This is a genomic window from Hymenobacter negativus (genome assembly GCF_017571495.1).
Taxonomy (GTDB): Bacteria; Bacteroidota; Bacteroidia; order Cytophagales; family Hymenobacteraceae; genus Hymenobacter; species Hymenobacter negativus.
This window is the reverse complement of record NZ_JAGETZ010000006.1, coordinates 13,219-30,777: the sequence shown is the minus strand read 5'-3', so window position 1 is coordinate 30,777 and position 17,559 is coordinate 13,219. Positions and strand designations below refer to the sequence as shown.

Annotated in this window: 15 protein-coding genes and 1 tRNA gene; 8 read left to right on the top strand and 8 right to left on the bottom strand. The window is 60.4% G+C overall.

All coding sequences use genetic code 11. The features are described from left to right. Positions 1-701: 701 nt before the first annotated feature. A complete protein-coding gene (locus tag J4E00_RS14185) occupies positions 702-2,522 on the bottom strand; it encodes a DUF6377 domain-containing protein (RefSeq protein WP_208175837.1) in 1,821 nt (606 codons plus the stop codon). Between the two features lie 210 nt (positions 2,523-2,732). Between J4E00_RS14185 and J4E00_RS14180 the strand changes: the two genes are divergently transcribed. From J4E00_RS14180 to J4E00_RS14170, 3 genes are all read left to right on the top strand, one after another. Continuing rightward, positions 2,733-3,359 carry a (2Fe-2S)-binding protein gene (locus tag J4E00_RS14180; protein ID WP_208175836.1) on the top strand — a complete coding sequence of 209 codons (627 nt, stop codon included), beginning with the start codon at positions 2,733-2,735 and terminating at the stop codon, positions 3,357-3,359. After that, positions 3,356-4,336 carry an FAD binding domain-containing protein gene (locus J4E00_RS14175; RefSeq protein ID WP_208175835.1) on the top strand — a complete coding sequence of 327 codons (981 nt, stop codon included), beginning with the start codon at positions 3,356-3,358 and terminating at the stop codon, positions 4,334-4,336. The genes J4E00_RS14180 and J4E00_RS14175 overlap by 4 nt, the downstream gene beginning before the upstream one ends. 87 nt (positions 4,337-4,423) lie before the next feature. Then, positions 4,424-6,658 carry a xanthine dehydrogenase family protein molybdopterin-binding subunit gene (locus J4E00_RS14170; protein ID WP_208175834.1) on the top strand — a complete coding sequence of 745 codons (2,235 nt, stop codon included), beginning with the start codon at positions 4,424-4,426 and terminating at the stop codon, positions 6,656-6,658. Between the two features lie 236 nt (positions 6,659-6,894). Here the strand turns inward: J4E00_RS14170 and J4E00_RS14165 are convergent. Continuing rightward, a tRNA-Gly gene (locus tag J4E00_RS14165) sits at positions 6,895-6,967 on the bottom strand. 99 nt (positions 6,968-7,066) lie between these two features. Between J4E00_RS14165 and J4E00_RS14160 the strand changes: the two genes are divergently transcribed. Genes J4E00_RS14160 through J4E00_RS14150 form a run of 3 tightly spaced genes read left to right on the top strand, consistent with a single transcriptional unit; the run spans position 7,067 to position 8,987 of the window. Beyond that, on the top strand, positions 7,067-7,336 hold the full coding sequence (locus J4E00_RS14160) for a hypothetical protein (protein WP_208175833.1): 270 nt from the start codon (positions 7,067-7,069) through the stop codon (positions 7,334-7,336). A 25-nt stretch (positions 7,337-7,361) separates the two neighbouring features. After that, positions 7,362-7,907: a GNAT family N-acetyltransferase gene (locus tag J4E00_RS14155; RefSeq protein WP_208175832.1), complete on the top strand. Its 546-nt coding sequence runs from the start codon at positions 7,362-7,364 to the stop codon at positions 7,905-7,907. A gap of 15 nt (positions 7,908-7,922) precedes the next feature. Continuing rightward, the gene (locus J4E00_RS14150) at positions 7,923-8,987 is read left to right on the top strand and encodes a hypothetical protein (protein WP_208175831.1); all 1,065 of its coding nucleotides are present in this window, start codon (positions 7,923-7,925) and stop codon (positions 8,985-8,987) included. Between the two features lie 69 nt (positions 8,988-9,056). Here the strand turns inward: J4E00_RS14150 and J4E00_RS29520 are convergent, their stop codons facing one another. Next, complete coding sequence (locus tag J4E00_RS29520) at positions 9,057-11,465, bottom strand: B12-binding domain-containing radical SAM protein (protein WP_317196629.1); 2,409 nt, start codon at positions 11,463-11,465, stop codon at positions 9,057-9,059. A gap of 190 nt (positions 11,466-11,655) precedes the next feature. Between J4E00_RS29520 and J4E00_RS14135 the strand changes: the two genes are divergently transcribed. Beyond that, positions 11,656-12,006 (top strand): four-helix bundle copper-binding protein, encoded by a 351-nt coding sequence (locus J4E00_RS14135; protein WP_208175830.1) that lies wholly within the window; start codon positions 11,656-11,658, stop codon positions 12,004-12,006. Between the two features lie 234 nt (positions 12,007-12,240). On the opposite strand, the gene J4E00_RS14130 is transcribed toward J4E00_RS14135, so the two are convergent. Genes J4E00_RS14130 through J4E00_RS14120 form a run of 3 tightly spaced genes read right to left on the bottom strand, consistent with a single transcriptional unit; the run spans position 12,241 to position 13,830 of the window. Next, the gene (locus J4E00_RS14130) at positions 12,241-12,813 is read right to left on the bottom strand and encodes a helix-turn-helix domain-containing protein (protein ID WP_208175829.1); all 573 of its coding nucleotides are present in this window, start codon (positions 12,811-12,813) and stop codon (positions 12,241-12,243) included. 5 nt (positions 12,814-12,818) lie between these two features. Continuing rightward, positions 12,819-13,178 carry a hypothetical protein gene (locus tag J4E00_RS14125; protein ID WP_208175828.1) on the bottom strand — a complete coding sequence of 120 codons (360 nt, stop codon included), beginning with the start codon at positions 13,176-13,178 and terminating at the stop codon, positions 12,819-12,821. A 55-nt stretch (positions 13,179-13,233) separates the two neighbouring features. Then, positions 13,234-13,830: a thioredoxin family protein gene (locus J4E00_RS14120; RefSeq protein WP_208175827.1), complete on the bottom strand. Its 597-nt coding sequence runs from the start codon at positions 13,828-13,830 to the stop codon at positions 13,234-13,236. Between the two features lie 158 nt (positions 13,831-13,988). Here J4E00_RS14120 and J4E00_RS14115 point away from each other — a divergent pair, with 158 nt between their 5' ends. Next, a complete protein-coding gene (locus J4E00_RS14115; RefSeq protein ID WP_208175826.1) occupies positions 13,989-14,261 on the top strand; it encodes a hypothetical protein in 273 nt (90 codons plus the stop codon). A gap of 98 nt (positions 14,262-14,359) precedes the next feature. On the opposite strand, the gene J4E00_RS14110 is transcribed toward J4E00_RS14115, so the two are convergent. Then, positions 14,360-15,397: a DUF5074 domain-containing protein gene (locus J4E00_RS14110; protein ID WP_208175825.1), complete on the bottom strand. Its 1,038-nt coding sequence runs from the start codon at positions 15,395-15,397 to the stop codon at positions 14,360-14,362. A gap of 62 nt (positions 15,398-15,459) precedes the next feature. Next, complete coding sequence (locus J4E00_RS14105) at positions 15,460-17,406, bottom strand: TonB-dependent receptor plug domain-containing protein (protein WP_208175824.1); 1,947 nt, start codon at positions 17,404-17,406, stop codon at positions 15,460-15,462. Between the last annotated feature and the right edge of the window lie 153 nt (positions 17,407-17,559).

Below are 17,559 nucleotides of genomic sequence, written 5' to 3'. Positions count from 1 at the left end.
GGTGGGATTTTTGGTGAGTTGCAAAAATTTTGGAGCCCGAACGGTACCATCTGGCTTCCATTCGGGCTTCCTCCCCTCCGCTGTTCTGCCGCTACGCCGAATGTACATTTTCAGCGGCGGCAGCAATCGTTTGGGGTGGGAACAGTGGCAAAACTATACCTCCCCCCCACCGACTGGAATTTGTCAAACAGGAGTATCAAAAATATTAATCTGCTACATCCTCATAGCATTGAATAACAATTCAATATACCATAAAAATGACACCAAAATATTGAGGTTGTATAGCCAGTTTAGCTATGTTTTCCCTTGAAAAAAGAGGCCGAAACCTCCTGAATTCGCTGATAAAGCGGGCAGTTTTATGCATTTAAGAACTCCAGCTCCAAAGCCCTGAATCAGCGAATGAGTGCTCACTCACCGAACGTCAATTGGAGCGGATACAGGACGGCACCGACCACATGCCAGCACGATGGAAAAGGCCCAGAAGACACAAACCCCAAAACCGCAAGCAGCATAGCAGCAACGTGGCGACAGGTTGGTAGCCAACCCCGGGTATGAACTAGAAAAGCCGCGTAGCGGTGACAGATTTCCAATTGGTTCTGTCGTCGCTACGCGGCTTCTTCTCGCCTCTATTATTCGGGGGCCACCAACTTGTAGCGGTGTTGCGGCTATGCTGCAAACTCAGGTTTTACACAGCTGTATTACTAAACAGCTTGGATGGCCTGGATGCGCGCCTCAAACTCCTCATTGGGGAGCAGCGACCGATTTTTTACCCGGGTTTTGTAGGTATAAATCGTGTTGATGGAGTAGCCCAGCATGCGGCTGATTTGCTCGCTGTCGACAATACCTAGGCGAATGAGGGCGAAGATGCGCAGCTCCGTGGTCAGCAGCTGGTCTTCGGGCAGCTGAATGCGGTCTTCCTCCCGAAACAGGGCGTTGAACTGCGCGATAAAGTTCGGAAACAGGCGCAGAAATACAGTATCGAAGCCCTTTAGCAGCTCGTTGCGCTCGGTTTTGATGTTCACACTGTCCACCAGTTTTTGCACGCCGGCGTATTGCTTGCTGGCCAGCAGGGCATCGACGCGCTTCTTTAGCGTTTCCAGCTTGTCAATGTACTGGGAGTTGTTGTGGAAGTAGAAGCCAATGTATTCTTCCTTAATCTTGTTGGCTTCGTTGAGGTCGCTGTTCAGCTCATGCAGGGCCTCGTTGCGCTCGCGCAGCTCCTGGTTGGCGGCAAAAATCAACTGGTCGGCCTTGCGCACTTTTTGCAGCTGCCGAAAGCTGATGACCGCAAAGCCGATGACCACGCCCGCCAACAGCGTCATGATAATAGCGTAGGTTTTCAGCGACTTGCGCTGGTTCTCGATGATGTTGATTTTCTGCCCCTCGATGATAGACGAGACATGGCTGATTTCAATCTGCCGCTGTCGGGCCTTGTAAAACGTGGCATCCTCGCGGGCTTCCTTGATAAAGGTGTAGGCGTTTTTCAGGTCGCCCTGCCGATAGCAGTAGTCTGAGAGCTTGAAGATGGCCGTGGTTTCCTTAGTAGCCGTTTTCACGTCGGCAATGGCGGCCACCAACAGCAGCTCAAACGCCTTATCGGGCTGGCCGGCCAGCTCGTACACGTAGGCGGTGGTGCTGGCGCTCACGGCCAGCTGGTGCAGCGACAGGTGCGGCAGCCGACGAATCTGCTCGTACACGGCGGTGCCAGTGGCCAGGTTGTTGTTTTTCTGGGCCCGAAATTCCTGCACCGAAAGCGACTCGTAGGAACCCGGCCGGCTGAAAAGCAGCGCCGTGTCGGCGTAGGCCAGGGCTTTTTGGTAGTAGATAGGCCGGTAGGTCTGGTCCTGGTTGAAATCGCCCAGGTCGCTGTAGGCCCGCGCAATCAGGAAGTAAAAGCTCTGCTTATCGGCCGCGTTCAGGTAGGCCGGCCGGATGCTTTCCAGCGTTTCGAAGGTTTCCTTGAACAGGCCCGACGACAGCAGCACGAAAGCCAGCTTGAGCTTGGCTACTTCTATCTTCTCCGGCTTCTTCAGCCGCTCCGCCAGCCGCGTAATCTTCTGGCAGTATACAAAGGCCGAATCATACTTAAACGCCTTGTACTCATCATAAATACGCAAGCCCAGGTCGAACCGGGTATCGTCGCCGACTTCGGCCGAAGCAAAATCGGCCGTGAGCACAGCAATGCGGTTCAGGCGCTGCCCGTCGTATTGCTTTTTATGGGCCAGCGCTTGGTTTAGCTCCGTTAGCAGGCTATCGGCAGTAGCTGCTCCGGCGAATGCGCGGGCCGGCAACAGACTGAGCAATAAGCCGCAAAGAACGAGTAAAAGCTTCACCAGGTGGGATGGGGTAATCGTTGGGGCGGGGCAAGCCCCAAAAGTAGCAAATTGATTGGGGACCGCATTACCCACCTTGTGGGCCAGCGCTGCCCAAAGAACCAGCCAGCGCCAAACCAGGGGCGCAGTACCGAAAACAGTTTGAAGCAAGCACAGCTTGTAGGTGATAACATCAAAGCTGAAGCGCATCAGAAAGGCGCCCGGCACCGTACTAGCAGGCACTAGCCCATGGCGTGCTGCCTGAGCTTTTGAAAAGGGTAATCGTGCCCTTGAATTCAGGAGCGCCGCCGGGCCGGACATCAAGTAGCTTTGAGATGCCTGCCCCGGCTTCACACGCTGCGGAGGCTCCCGCTGGCTACGGATATTTTCACCCTTCTGCTTACTTCTTCCTTCATTATCATGGCCTCTGAACCCGAAGTACCAGCCAACCACGACGAAAACCGGCGCACCTTTCTCAAACAGTCGTCGCTGCTCACGGCGCTGGCCTTCGTGCCGGGCACCGTGGTAGAAGCCGCCGCGGGCAAGTTGGATGAGCGGGTAGCGGAGGCCTTCGAGCAAGTGCCGCTGAGCCTGAAAGTCAACGGCGTCCGGCACAAGCTCAAAGTTGAGCCGCGCACTACGCTGCTCGACCTGCTGCGCGAAAACCTGAACCTCACCGGCACTAAGAAAGGCTGCGACTATGGCCAGTGCGGCGCCTGCACGGTGCACGTAGATGGCCAGCGCGTGAACAGCTGCCTGAGCTTTGCCGTGATGCACGATGGCAAGGAAATAACCACCATTGAGGGCCTGGCCGATGGCGACAAGCTGCATCCCATGCAGGAGGCATTTGTGAAACACGACGGCTTCCAGTGCGGCTACTGCACGCCGGGCCAGATTATGAGTGCCGTGGCCTGCGTGCGGGAAGGCCACGCCGGCTCAGAGGGTGAAATCCGGGAGTACATGAGCGGCAACATTTGTCGCTGCGGGGCTTATACCAACATTGTGGCAGCCATTCAGGAAGTAAAAGACGGAGGAAAAAAGGTATGAACCAGTTCCAATACGTACGGCCTACCAAGCAGCAGGCCGCCATTGAAGCCGTGGCCAAAGATGCTAATGCCACCTTCATTGCCGGCGGCACCAACCTCGTGGACCTGATGAAGCGCGGCGTGATGACGCCGCAAAAGCTGGTCGACATCAACCGCCTGCCTCTCGCCAAAATTGAGCGGGAGAATAACGGCCTGCGCATCGGCGCCCTGGCCCTGAACTCGGCCGTAGCCGACGACAAGCTGGTGCGCGAAAAGCAGCCGCTACTGGCACTGGCCCTCAACGCCGGGGCCTCGGCCCAGCTGCGCAACATGGCTACGGTGGGCGGCAACATGCTGCAACGCACCCGGTGCCCCTATTTCTACGACACCACCATGCCCTGCAACAAACGCGAGCCTGGCACCGGCTGTGGCGCCCTGGAAGGCATAAACCGCATGCACGCCATCTTCGGCTTCTCGGACAAGTGTATTGCCGTGCACCCCTCCGACATGAGCGTGGCCCTGGTGGCCCTCGATGCCACCGTGCTGGTGAGTGGCCCCAAGGGCGACCGCCGTATTTCCTTTGCCGACTTCCACCGCCTACCCGGCGATACGCCCCATCGCGACACCAACCTGGAACCGGGCGAGCTGATTACCGCCGTAGACGTGCCTGATGCCCCCTTTACCAAGCACGTGAGCTACTATAAGGTGCGCGAGCGCGCCAGCTACGCTTTTGCCTTGGTGAGTGCTGCCGCCGCACTGGAGCTGGACGGCAACACCATCAAAGCCGCGCGGCTGGCTATGGGCGGAGTGGCCCACAAGCCCTGGCGCCTCACGGCGGCCGAGCAGGCGTTGGTTGGCAAACCCGCCACGGAAGCCACGTTCCGGCAGGCCGCAGAGGTGGCTATGCAAGGCGCAAAAGCCTTCAAGCACAATGCCTATAAGCTGAAACTGGCCCCGAATACGCTCATTCAAGCCCTGAAAACTGCCACAACCGCTTAGCTGTAGCGTGGGCTCCGGAAGCCTGCGCGTTGTCAGGATGTTCGCTCCAGCGCGGAATCGCAGAGTCCACGCTACACCCCCTTACCTATGAAACCACTAAGCAAGCAAATTGGGACCGGTATGAACCGGGTGGACGGTCGGCTGAAAGTGACCGGCGCGGCCACTTACTCAGCCGAGTACGAGCTGCCGGGCATTACCTATGCCGTACTCGTGGGCAGCACCATTGCCAAGGGCCGCCTCGCCAGCATCGATACAAAAGATGCCGAGCGCGCGCCCGGTGTGCTGGCCGTTATTACCCACCTCAACGCCCCCAAGGCCCCGGGCACCAAGCCGGAAGGCAAAGACCCCTCGCAGCCCCAAACCGTCGGCAGTGCCCTGCAGGTGCTGGTCGATGATAAAATTCGCTTCAACGACCAGCCCATTGCCGTAGTGGTGGCTGACACCCTGGAGCGGGCCCGCTTCGCCGCCGGCCTGGTCAAGGCTCAATATGCCAAGGAAGCCCACCAAACCAACCTGGAAGCCAATCGGCCCAATGCCTTCCTGCCAACGCAGGCGAAGAAAAACCCTAAGTCGCCGGTGGCCGACTACCAGCGCGGCCAGGCCGACGCCTACAAAACCGGTGCGCTGAAACTGGAAGCCGAGTACGTGATTCCGACCGAAGTGCACCATCCCATGGAGCTCCAGGCCATTACGGCTCACTGGGAAGCTCCCGACCGGCTTACGCTCTACGACAAAACCCAGGGCACCATGGCCACCCGCCGCGACTTTGCCAAGCAGTGGGGCCTGCCCGAGGAGAACGTGAAGGTGATTGCCACCTTCGTGGGCGGGGCCTTCGGCAATGCCCTGCACAGCTGGCCCCACGAGTCGGCAGCCATCATTGCCGCCAAAGTGGTGAACCGGCCGGTGAAGCTCATGCTCACCCGCGAGCAGATGTTCACGATGGTGGGCTACCGGCCCCACACCTGGCAGAAAATCGGGATGAGTGCCACGCCGGATGGTAAAATCACGGCCATTACGCACGAGGCCGTGGGGCAGACTTCCACCTACGAGGAGTTTACCGAGTCCACACTGGGCCAGACACGCATGATGTACGAGGCTCCCAACCTCACCACACGCTACCGGTTGGTGGCCCTCGATATTGGCTCGCCCATTTGGATGCGCGGTCCCGGCGAAGCAACCGGCGCTTTTGCCCTGGAATCGGCCATGGACGAAATGGCCCACCTGCTGAACCTCGACCCGTTGGAGTTTCGCCTGCGCAACTACACCGAGCAGGACCCCGAGCGGAACCGCCCCTGGAGCACGAAATTTCTCAAGGAATGCTACAAGGCCGGCGCCGACCGCATTGGCTGGAGCAAGCGCCAGCTCAAGCCTGGCGCATTGCGCGAGGGCGACTGGCTTATCGGCTATGGCATGGGCGTGGGCACGTTTGGGGCGCACCGCGGCTCGTCCAAAGCCAACGCCCAGCTGCTGCCCAATGGCACGGTGCTGCTGCAAAGCGCCGTCACGGACATTGGCCCCGGCACCGGTACAGCCATGACCCAGATTGCTGCCGACACCCTGGGCCTGGAACCTGGGAAAATCCGGTTTGAATGGGGCAACTCCACTTTTGCGCAGGCCCCTACGCAGGGTGGCTCGGCCATCGTGAACAGCGTAGGCCCGGCCGTGCAAGAAGCCTGCCTAGCCCTCAAAGACAAGCTGCGCGAACTGGCAGCCACCGGCAACAGCGCCTTTGCCGCAGCCCGCAAAGAAGACGTGGCGTTTGCCGACGGCTACCTCACCCTGAATGGCAACCCCACCGCCCGCGCCAACTACGTCGACCTGGTGCGGCAGGCCGGCGGCACCGCCGTAGCCGTGGATTCCAAACCCGGCCCCGATGGCCAGAAGTACTCGATGTACTCGTTCTCGGTACATTTTGCCGAAGTGCGGGTGCACCAACTCACGGGCGAAGTGCGGGTAAGCAAGCTGGTGAGCTGCGCCGATGCGGGCACCATCATTAACGAAAAAACTGCTGGCAACCAGATGAAAGGCGGCGCCGTGGGCGGCATTGGCATGGCCCTGATGGAACACGCCCTCATCGATGACCGTTTCGGCCGCTACGTGACCAAGGACCTGGCCGACTACCACGTACCAGTGCACGCCGACGCCCCTGCTGTGGAGGTCTTTTTTGTCAACCAGCCCGACCCGCACGTCAATGCCCTGGGCACGAAAGGCATCGGCGAAATTGCCACCATCGGCGTGGCGCCGGCCATTGCCAACGCCGTGTTCAACGCCACCGGTAAGCGGGTGCGCGAGCTTCCCATCACGCCCGACAAGCTGATATAAGGCGGTGTAAGTCGGAGCGGGTAGTGGGCCCTGCTGCCTACCGCTCCGGCTAGAGGTGTTTTACTACCCACGCTAGCACCTCAGCTACGATGCTATAGCAGACGCATTTTGCCACACGATAGCATTCCCTCTAATAGTGATGCCTGGCATTACAAGCACATCGGCCCCAATCCTACCTTATGCGCCAAACTAGAAACAGCCACCTAGCAATGAAGCTAAATGGCTGTTTTTAAATGAGCGAGAAACGAGGTTCGAACTCGCGACCCTCAGCTTGGGAAGCTGATGCTCTACCAACTGAGCTACTCTCGCAGGATACTTTGGTGCAACGAAATTACGCCAAAGAACCGGATTCGCAATCCGGCGGGGTGCCCTAACCCTGGATTTGCCCAGTGCGTATCAACTAACATTATGGCTACCCCTCCCCTTGCCCCTGCCACCAGCCGCTTGGTGGGCCTTTTGTTGATATGCAGCGGCTTCCTTTTGGGGCTGGGCCTGCTGCTGAAGGTGGGCGTAAGCGTGTACGGCTGGTACGTAGGCGGGGTCGACACGGCGTCGGTTGCCCTGCTGTCGGTCAACTTATTAGGCTTGCTTGCCAGTGGGCTGCTGATGCGTTGGGGGCTGCAAATGCGGCGTGGCGACCGCGCGACTCGCAACCCGGACCGTAACGAAATGCTGTAGAAACGGCGGGCCTTACCTTTGCGCGATGTCATCTCCCCTGCGTATTTCACTGGCGAAAGCCAACATTGCCACCGCCACCCAATTGGCTGAGGTAGGTCGCCAAACATTTATGGAGACCTATCAGGCCCAAAACACGCCAGAAAACATGGCGGCGTTTGTCGCCCAGACCTTCGGCCCGGAAATCCAGCTTGCTGAGCTGCAAGACCCGGAAATCACCTTTCTCATCGCGCATATGCAGGGCGAAGCCGTTGGCTACGCCAAGCTGCAGGACAATTCTGACCTAGGCGTGCCCGAATCCCAGGACACAGCTGGCCGCTTGGAAATTAAGCAGCTCTATGTGCGGGAAGACTGGCAGGGCACCGGCCTGGGAGCCGCGCTGATGCGCAGCATCCTAGCGCTGGCCGAGCAACTACACTGCACCGCTGTGGTGCTGGGAGTGTGGGAGAAGAATGAGCGGGCACGGGCCTTCTACCAACGGTTTGGCTTCCGCGAAATTGGGCAGCATGCGTTTCAATTGGGCCAGGACACCCAGACCGATTTGATTTTGCGCAAAGGCCTGGCTGGCCGCTAACGCCTACTTTCACGCATGCCCATCCTCCCGCTTATCCATTCGCATGATACTCGTCGCCGTTTCAATAGCGGGATTTTAGGGATGGTGTGGACGGGGATGTTGCTGGCGGGCTGCCAGTCCCACCACGAGCAGACCACGGAAGCGGCCACCCCGCCTGTGGGGCACTACGAGGGCAGCCTGGGGGCGGACGGGCAGGCCGAAACCCGGGCGGCGCTGGATATTCGCCACCCCAGCCCCGGCCACTACGAGGCCGAGCTGACGGTGGCCGGAGCCGGCACCCTGAGTTTCGTGTCCGACACCATCATTTTCAGCAACAACCAGCTGCGCCTCACCCGGCCCGCCCGGCCCGGCCAGGTGCTGACCCTAACGCTAGATGGCGACTTCTGGCGCGGTACCCTGGCCCTGGACTCAGTACAGGTCAAAACTATTCTGGTTAAGCGCGGGGTACCCACCCCCAGTACCTACCGCGTGGAAGAAGTGCCGCAGGCCAACGGTTCAGCCTGGCTCTTTGCGCCGGCCGACACCACCACGCCCGGCGCGGCCCTCGCCCTGCTGCCCGACGCCAGCACCGCCCCTACAGCAGCTATCTGGGCCGATGCGTTGGCCCGCGAAGGCCTGATTGTGCTGCTGCTACCGTCCGTCGACTCGACCTCTACAGCGGCCGAGACCCCACGTTTGGAAGCAGCATTGCGCTTTTTGCGTGGCACTTCCGGTGCCGATACAACCAATATTGGGGCCTGGGCCGTGGGCAACCGCGCCACGGTTCTAGCTACTGTATTGGCGGGGGCTAATGCACCTCGCACCGCCTTTTTCATCACCCAGAATACGATGGTGACGCCCGATGCGCGGGCAGCATTCCGGGAGCTGCGCGGCCGAAAGTTGCCTACACTGGCCTTGTACGGCGGGCCGGGGGCAAACGCGCAGGCTGCCGCCATGCGCACGGCTCTGGGCAGCCGGCGCGGGTCCACGGTGCGCCCTTACCGCGCCACCGGGCCCGACTTACTGGTTTCGGACGGGTTGAACCCGCGCTTCGGGCCAGGGCTGCCATCTGACGTGGTGCACTGGCTGCAAGGCGAATAGCACGGCGCTGCTTATTCGACCAGAATTTGGCGATTTATTACTTAGACATATTCCTGCCCTGGAGCTCAGCTAAATAATCAGCAGCCCCTTTTCGCGCAGCAGCTGCCAGGCCGGACTTTGTAGGAATGCCTCGAATGGCCCTTCCGACTTCGGAAAGGAAGCCGCCGCGTCCTTCAGCAGCATTTTAGTATCGTAATCAGCGGTGAGTTGGGTGAGGAGCTGGTGTAACCAACGGCCCGCGGCCTCGGTGGTTTTCACTTCAAAATCCTCGGCCTGCTCATAGCAGGTGAGGATGGCGCGAGGGGCTTTTTTGCCGGGCTCAATGCGGATTTCGGGCGCGTTGCCGAGCCAGAACAAGCGCTGATTCTGTCGGGCAAAATCCGGTTTTTCGGGGGCTTGCAGGGCCTGCTGCACAAGGTGGCGCGGGGTGCTGGGGCGCGGGGTTTTGAAGTCGAACCAGCGGGCCAACGGCTCATCCAGGGCTACGCCGTGCAGGTAGTTGTAGAGGCTTTGGGCCAGGCCGGGGCCGAAGGCTTCGTGGTCGGTGCCGAGGGGGTCGTCGTGCCAGAGGTCGTTCCACGCGAAGCCAGCGGGCTCAGGGCCAATGGCGGCCACCTGGTACTTCGCCGGATTTTTGCCCACGGGCGAGTGCGCCGTCATCGAGAAGCGGTGCCAGTAGCCGCTTTGCAGCACGCCGGCCGCGAACAGTTGGCGCACCACTTCGAGGCTGTCGATGGTTTCCTGGGCGGTTTGAGTGGGGAAACCATACATCAGGTAGGCGTGCACCATGATGCCGGCCTGGGTGAAACCGTCGGCCACACGGGCCACCTGCGCAATGGTCACGCCCTTCTCCATGAGGGCCAGCAGGCGGTCCGATGCCACTTCGAGCCCGCCCGAAATGGCGATGCAGCCCGAGGCGGCCAGCAGCCGGCAGAGGTCGGCGGAGAAGGTTTTTTCGAAGCGAATGTTGCCCCACCAGGTGATGGGCACGCGGCGCTTGAGCAGCTCCACGGCGAGGTCGCGCAGGGCCAGGGGCGGCGCGGCCTCGTCCACGAAGTGAAAGCCGGTCTGGCCGGTTTGCTGGATAATTTGTTCGATGCGGTCGACCAGCAGCGTGCTGGGGGCGGTTTCGTAGCGCGAGATGTAGTCCAACGTCACATCGCAAAAGGAGCAGCGCTTCCAATAGCAGCCGTGGGCCACGGTGAGCTTGTTCCAGCGGCCGTCGCTCCAGAGGCGGTGCATGGGGTTCAGCACTTCTAGCACCGAGAGGTACTCCGTCAGGGGTAAATCGGAATAGTCGGGCGTGCCTACTTCGTGGTGAGGCACATCGGGATACGGGTGGTTGCGGTACTCAATTTCACCCTGCGCGTTACGAAGGAAGGTGCGCTGCAACGGCAAATCCGCCGCAATGGGTGCCCGGTAAGGCCGCAATAGCTCCGAGTAAGGCGCCAACTCGGTAAACGAAGGCGCCGATTGCCCAAGAGCAAACGCTGAGACAGCCGATACAGGTGTCAATTGGCCAAAAGCAAACTCGGACGCTACAGCAGGGGGCGCCGATTGCCCAGAAGCAAACTCCGATTGACCAGTATAAGGCGCCGATTGGCCAACCGACGGCCGCAATTGCGCCGCTAGTCCCTCCAGTAGGCGCAGCCACGGTCCCTCGCCGTCGTCGAGGGTCAGGAAGTCGATGTAGTCGAAGAAGCGCGGCTCTTTGATGGTGCGCAGCTCGGTATTGGGGTAGCCGCCGCCCATAATGGTTACAATTGCGGGACAGGTTTGCTTGATGTGCTTGGCCAGCCGCAGGGCGCCGTAGAGGTTGCCGGGAAAGGGCACGGTGAAGCCCACAACATCGGGCTGCACCCGCGCCAGCAGGGGCGCAAGCTCCTCCAGCAGCATGCGGTCCAGCAAGTTGGGGGCCGCTTCCAGTTCGCGGTGCAGGGGCTCGAAGCTGGTGGCGGAGAGGGCCAGCTTCTCGGCGTATCGGGAGAAGCCGAAGTGCGGCCCCACGGTTTCCTTAATGAGGTCGGCGAGGTCTTCGAGGTAGAGCGTGGCCAGGTGGCGGGCCTGGTCGGTCAGGCCCATGGTGCCGAAGGCGGTTTCGAGGTCGGCCACGTTATCGAACCGGCTGGCTTCGGGCAGGAAGCGGCCGTGGCAGATGCGCGGGGCCAGCGTGAGGTCCTTGTTTTGCAGGAAGCGGATGACCGGAGCAATAGTGGCCAGGTAGCGGTTTTGCAGGCGCAGCATCCGCTTCGCGTTATCGCTTAGGTCGAAATCACCGGCTTCGATTGCGCTAAATACGCGCTTCAACCCTGCTTCCGAAAACAGCCGCAACACCAGCTGCAAGCCCATGTCGGCCTGCGTCACGGTGTAGCCGCGCCCGCCCAGAAAGCCCTTGATGTAGGCCGTGGCCGGGTAGGGCGTGTTGAGCTGCGTGAGCGGTGGCGTGAGCAGCAGAATGCGGGGCGAGGCAGTAGGCACAGTGGAGACTAACCCGGTAGCGGGCGCCAGGGTTCATTTTCGGGCAAAGGTCGGGCCTGGCGAGCCGAGCCCGGCTGCCTCTACCCCCGAATTATATTGCCCGACGCATGAATCTTGAAAGACCACCACCTACGCCTTGCTCGTAAGAAGCCTTATCAATCAATTTCTTCCACCGCTAAGAAAGGTCTCGATGAATACGCCCGTCCCCCGCACCCGCCCAAATAACCAAGCTGTTCTCGATGCTCTCAGCCGCTGCATTGCCGCCTGCGAGCTCTGTGCCGACGCCTGCCTCGACGAAGAGAATGTGGCCATGATGGTGCCCTGCATCCGTCTCGACCGCGACTGCGCCGACATCTGCCGCCTTACCGCCGCCTTCATTGCCCGCGGCTCCGACCACGCCCAGCACGTGCTCAAGGAGTGCATCGAAATTTGCCGGAAGTGCCACACCGAATGTGCCCAGCACCAGCACGAGCACTGCCAGGCTTGCGCCGCTGCCTGCCAGGCCTGCGTGGAGGCGTGCCAGGCGTACCAGGCTGCGTAACAGGATTGGATTGCGCGTTTGGCCTTGCAAGGCCACAGGCCGTGGCAACCAAGGGTCAGCGCAACTAATCCGTCCTACGAAGTGACAAGCTCTTGATTATGATAGAGCCATTTACAAAAAAGCCCCGATACAGTGTCGTATCAGGGCTTTTCACATTATCGGGTTGGTTGCAGAGAACAGGTTGATTACGCTGAATCTTGGTTGCTACGGCCTGCGGCTTTGCAAGGCCAAGCGTTACGCCAGGGCATCCAGCGACATGCGCTCAGGGGTCATCAGGCGGCGGAATTCGCTCACGGAATAGCCTGTCACCTGGCGAAATTGATTGCTCAGGTGCTGGCCGGAACTGTAGCGCATCTGGTCGGCTATTTGGTTCAGGGTCAGCTCGCCGTAGCTGAGCAGCTCTTTCACACGCTCAATCTTGAGACGGATAAGGTATTTCTCGATGGTGAGGTGCGCAGTGCGCGAAAACACCTTGCTCAGGTGCGAGTAGGTAGCCGCAAAACGGTCCGTCAGAAAGGCCGATGTGGTGAGGGGCGAACGGGCCGTACGCAGGTGCTCCAGGTACTCGGCCAGGGTGCCTTTGATTTGTTCGGTCAGCTGCTCGGCCCGGCCGCGCAGCAGCTCGAAGCCAGCGGCGTGCAGCAGTGGCGCCAAAGCTTCGGGGTCAGCGGGGGTGGCTTCGTCCAGTTCGGCTACGCCCAGGGAAACCGCCTTGGGCCGGTAGCCCGCACGCTCCAATAGACTATGCACGGCCTCCACGCAACGGGGGCACACCATATTTTTGATATGCAGCAGATTAGTTTTCAAGGGCTTTACGATTTTTCGGGCCGCCGTGAGGCAGCCGGTGAAGAATGAGAACGCGCTGCGGCAACACCCGCCGACGCCCGGCGCGGACGCGGTGCCGGGGTAGAGACTTCGGCCCAGCCCCGCCCAAACCAATGGGCGGTGGCCCAGGTCACGAACGGTACCACGGCCAGGAAGGTAACCGCCAACAGCCAGCACAATACGAAAAAGGCAGAAAAAAGTCGACCAAAAAAATGGTCGCTCACCCCAAACAGGTAAATCACCAGCATTAGTGCCAGCAGCAGGCTGATACCGGCCAGGATGCCCACCCGCCGCCAAGGCCAGGCGGCAACGTATTTTTGAAGGCGAGCACGCAGAGGCAAAGGCATAGATTTACGAATTCGGGACGGTGAAAATACGTGAATTCTGTTGAACAATGCACACCTAGCCCAGCAGCGCCAGCAGTTCGCGCTGTACCGACTCGCCATTGTCAGCCGCGTACCACTCGTTCATCCCTTTCACAACCTGGTTAGTATGCAGCGTTTTATCACTGTGCAGCTGGTGCGCCAGCTCGTGGGCCGCGGCTGGACGCGGGCCCCAGTCGCCGAGGTCGGCGCCGGTAGCCGCATCGCGTCGGATGAGCTTGGGAATGCTGTTTTTGCCATCGGTTTGGTGGGCGGCCATGAGCTCCGGATGTTCAGAGCGGAGCACAACGTGAAGCGTCACGCGCCCACCGCTCTCATCAGCCAGGTGCGCCAGGATGGGCAGGATGTGGGCCGTGTCGCCGCACCAGGCTTCGCCCAGCACCAGCCACTGTTCGGGCCGGGGCAGCGTGCGCAGCTTTTCTACCAGCTCGGGCAGCAGCGGCAGCACATAGGCACGGTCGAGGTGGCCCTGGTTCTGGTCGGTGTAGCGAATCAGGCCGGGCGACTGCTCGGGACCGGTGGTGCGGCGCCCGTCGGCCAGGTCACTGACCAGCTGCCGGAATTCGGTATAAGTGTAAGCCGGGGCCGGCACAGCGGCGGAATTGAGAGAGAACATGGGCGAAAAAATACGAGTGAAGCCACATGTACGTAACCTATCAGGCACGCACACCGCTACAACCGTACCCGGGCCCGCAGGTTCGGGTTGCGCCACGGGAGGTTATTTCTTTACCTTGCGGCGTCGCTCATCTTTCACATCCCCTACTCCTTGCGTTCATGCTTCTGAAATCCCTCCTCCGTCCCGTTGCCGTTGCCCTCGCTCTCACCGCTTCACTAAGCGCCTGTAGCTCTGGCACCAAAGAAGGCGACACCAACGTCGAGCGCGGCTATACCAAAAAAGGCCCCGCCGCCGGCCAGGACGGCGTAGCGGGCGGCGACTCGGCCACGGCCGGCCTCTCCCGCGACACGACCCACCGCCCTACCGGCAAGGAGCTCTACAAAGCCGCCGGCGAAGCCACCGACCGCAACCACGACGGCATCGCAGACTAGCCGATGGTGTTTACCCCATCAAAAAAGCCCCTCGCCTTGCGGTGAGGGGCTTTTTCCCTTTTTACAGAAAAAAGGTATGTGGAAAAGGAAGGAAAGTATTAGTTGAACACGAAACCATTGGGGTATTTTCCCACTTGGAAGGAATCGATTTTGGTACCTGTGGTGGTGTAGCGGGCCACGTAGCCATTGGCCGTGCCGCGGGGTGTAGCACCGTAAATGACTCCGTCTTTATCAATACCCAATCCATAAAAATTACGGCGAATAACCGGGGTAGCGGGCAAGGCCGTAGCCGTAAGCGGCAACTGATAGGTGCCCGTGCCCAACGACACGAATACCTGGTCGCCAGCCGGGGTGATGCGCAGGTTGCCGTTTCTGTAATCGTTGGGAAAGGAAATATTGGTTTGCGTAGCTGGCGTAGCCGGATTAAAGCGAATGAGGTGGTCAGTAGTGCCAGCGTATGAGCTGCAAAGCACCCAGATATTGCCAGCATTATCCTGCACAATGTTTTTGGGGCCGTCCGGCGTTGCAATGGGCGTTTGCACCGCATCAGTGGCCGGATTGATGACGGTGAGAAAGTTGCTGCTGGTGTTAGTTACGTACACCAAGCCGTTTTTGCCCAGCAGAATCTCCTCGGGCTGCACGCCCAGGCCCGTGCTGATAGTACCCGTCAGACGGTTGGTAGCCAAGTCGATAATACCCACAGTGCCCGGCAAAGTATAGCCGTTCCATTGCGTCACGTAGGCTTTGGTGGCCGATACTGCCACTAGGTAGCGCGGCTGCTTTAAGTGCAGGCCGGCCGAGTGCCGGAAATCAGCGAGGGTCACTACGTTCAGCGAGTCGCTGGCCGTCACGGCCAAGTAGGCCTTCGTGCCAATGATTGTCATTGACTGGGGGTTAACACCTAAATCCGTGCGGTTTACGCTGTTATATAGATTGGCACTAGCCACCGTTTTGGTAGTGGTATTGAACAAGCTGATGTCGCCATCTGGGTTGGGGAAATAGCCTTCGTTCACCACATACACCCGCTCGCTAGGGTTGGGCAATTCAACTTTGGGGTCTTCCTTGTCAGGGTCGCAAGCGGTGAGGAAAAGACTACCGGCCAACGCCAGCAAGGACAATCTTTTGAGAGAAAACATGAAATTTGTAAAAGGTAAAATGATTAATTAATAAGCAATTGTGGTTCGATTTAACCGACCACCTACCGCCAAGCCACACGCAAGCTGAACTGCCCTGCCCGCGGAGGCATCACGCGGTAGGCATAGCTTTGGTAAGCCTGGTTGGCGAGGTTAGTGCCTTGCAGCAATAAAGTGCAGGCCCATACCAAGCCAGGCCGAAACGTGTAACCCAGGTTGGCATTGAGCAGCAGGTAGGACGGCAGAAACTCCTCGGCGGCAGCGTTGGTGTAACGGTAGCCGGTGAGCTGCAACGCGGCGCCGGCCTGCCAGCCCCGCCACGTATGGTCGGTGCTGAGAGTGGCGGCGTGCAGGGGCACGTAAGCTAGCTGCATGCCCACGGGGTCGGTATCCTGGGCGTATCCCTCAAGCTTGCGGGCCTGCGTAAAGGCATAGGCCGCCCGCACCCGCATGCCGTGCACCGGCCGCCGCCACCCGAGCTCGGCGTTGGCTTCGAGGCCCTGAGTGCGTACCAAGCGCAGGTTTTGGGGCGAGTAGCTGCCGGCGTACTCAGCGGCGGGCAACCACTGCACCCAGTTGTCGACGGTTTGGCGGTAAGCAGTGATTTCGGCTTCCCAGCGCAGGGTCGAGGGCTGAGCGGGCTGCCCCTTGTAGGCCAGGCCGGCCTCGTAGCCCATGCCGGTTTCGGGCAGCAGGTTGGGGTTGCCGCCGGGGCTCCAGTACCGCTCGTTGAGGGTAGGGGCGCGGTAGCTACGGGCTGCGCTGGCCTTAGCGGCGAGGTGTTGGGTGGCGCGGTCGAGCAACGCCCACTCGCCTCCTACTGTTGGCAGCAGTGGCGGGCGCTGCCCCGGCAGCACAGCCTGCCGCAATTGGGCGCTCAGATGCAGGCGCGGCAAGGGGTCGTAGCGGGCCAGTAGAAATCCAGCGCTGCGGTACTCGTTCAGGTTGCGACCATAGTCAGAAATTCGGGCATCAAAGCGTTGAACCTCCATACCCGCGTGCACGCCCAGTCGAGTAGTTAATTGGGCTGTGTATTCGGCTTGGGCCTGCGTGGTGAAAACGCGAGACGGGCTGTCAAGGTCGTCGTCCCAATAGTCGAGGCCGTCATCAAACCAGGCGCCACGCACGGCCCAGCTTTGCCGGTCCGAGATGGTGTGACGGTAGCCCAGCAGCACGCGCCGGTTACGGTCGCGCTGCATCGCGTGCCGGTTAGCTGCGCCCAGGCTGGGCTGTATTTCCCGCTCGGTATCCGTCAGCCACACCGAAGCCAGGACTTCGCCGCCGGAGCCTACGCGCCAGGCTAGGTCTTCGGCCACACTCCGCTGGTGCCGCAGCGCGGCATTCACCAACCGGCGGTTGCGGCCCGTGCCGGGCTCAGCGTAAGTAAAATCGTTCTGTGCGGTGCGGGCTGAAGCAGCCACCTGTGCGGCCACCCGCTCGTTGCTGAAGCCGCCTTCTACGCTGCCGCCCCACAAGCCAAAGCTGCCTGCATCGGCCTGCACGCTGGCCCAGCCCTGGCGGCCCCAGCGCAACGGCGACGACAGTAGCACTGCCCCGCCCACAGCTCCGCTGCCAAAAGCGGCCCCAGCCGGCCCCAACTGCACCTCGACCCGACTGTTGGCGCTGGCGGGCAAGGTAGCAAAATCGGACTCGCCCAACGAAGGCAGACTGATGTTGAAGCCGTTCCACAGCACGGCGGTGTGCCGTGCGGCCGTGCCTCGCACCGTGATGCTGCTGAGTTGGCCCGGCCCGTAGGTTTTGAAATAGATGGGGTTGCGAGCGGACAGCACATCGGCCAGTGTGCCGCCACGTTGTTGGCTGAGGGCAGTCGAATCAATTAGCAGCCGGCGGCTACCCACAGCAAAGCGGGCCGTTCGACTAGCTCGCACCTGCACATCGGGCAGGGCATGCACGCTATCGGTCAGGCTGGTGCGGGCCGGGCGCGGGTAGCTCTGTGCCATAGCCGGGCCAGCGCTACACACCAGCAGCACCCCGCCCCAAAAGGCAGTCATTTTAAAGGAAAAAAAACGAAACGGAATCAAATTTTCGGCAAAGAAAATTCGATTCAAAATCCGCCGTCAGCCTGCTTCTTTCGAAGCCAGCTACCGTCAGACCGAGGCCGAAAAACAGGGGTACTCTGGCCGTCCAAGGGCGGCCGCTGCTCT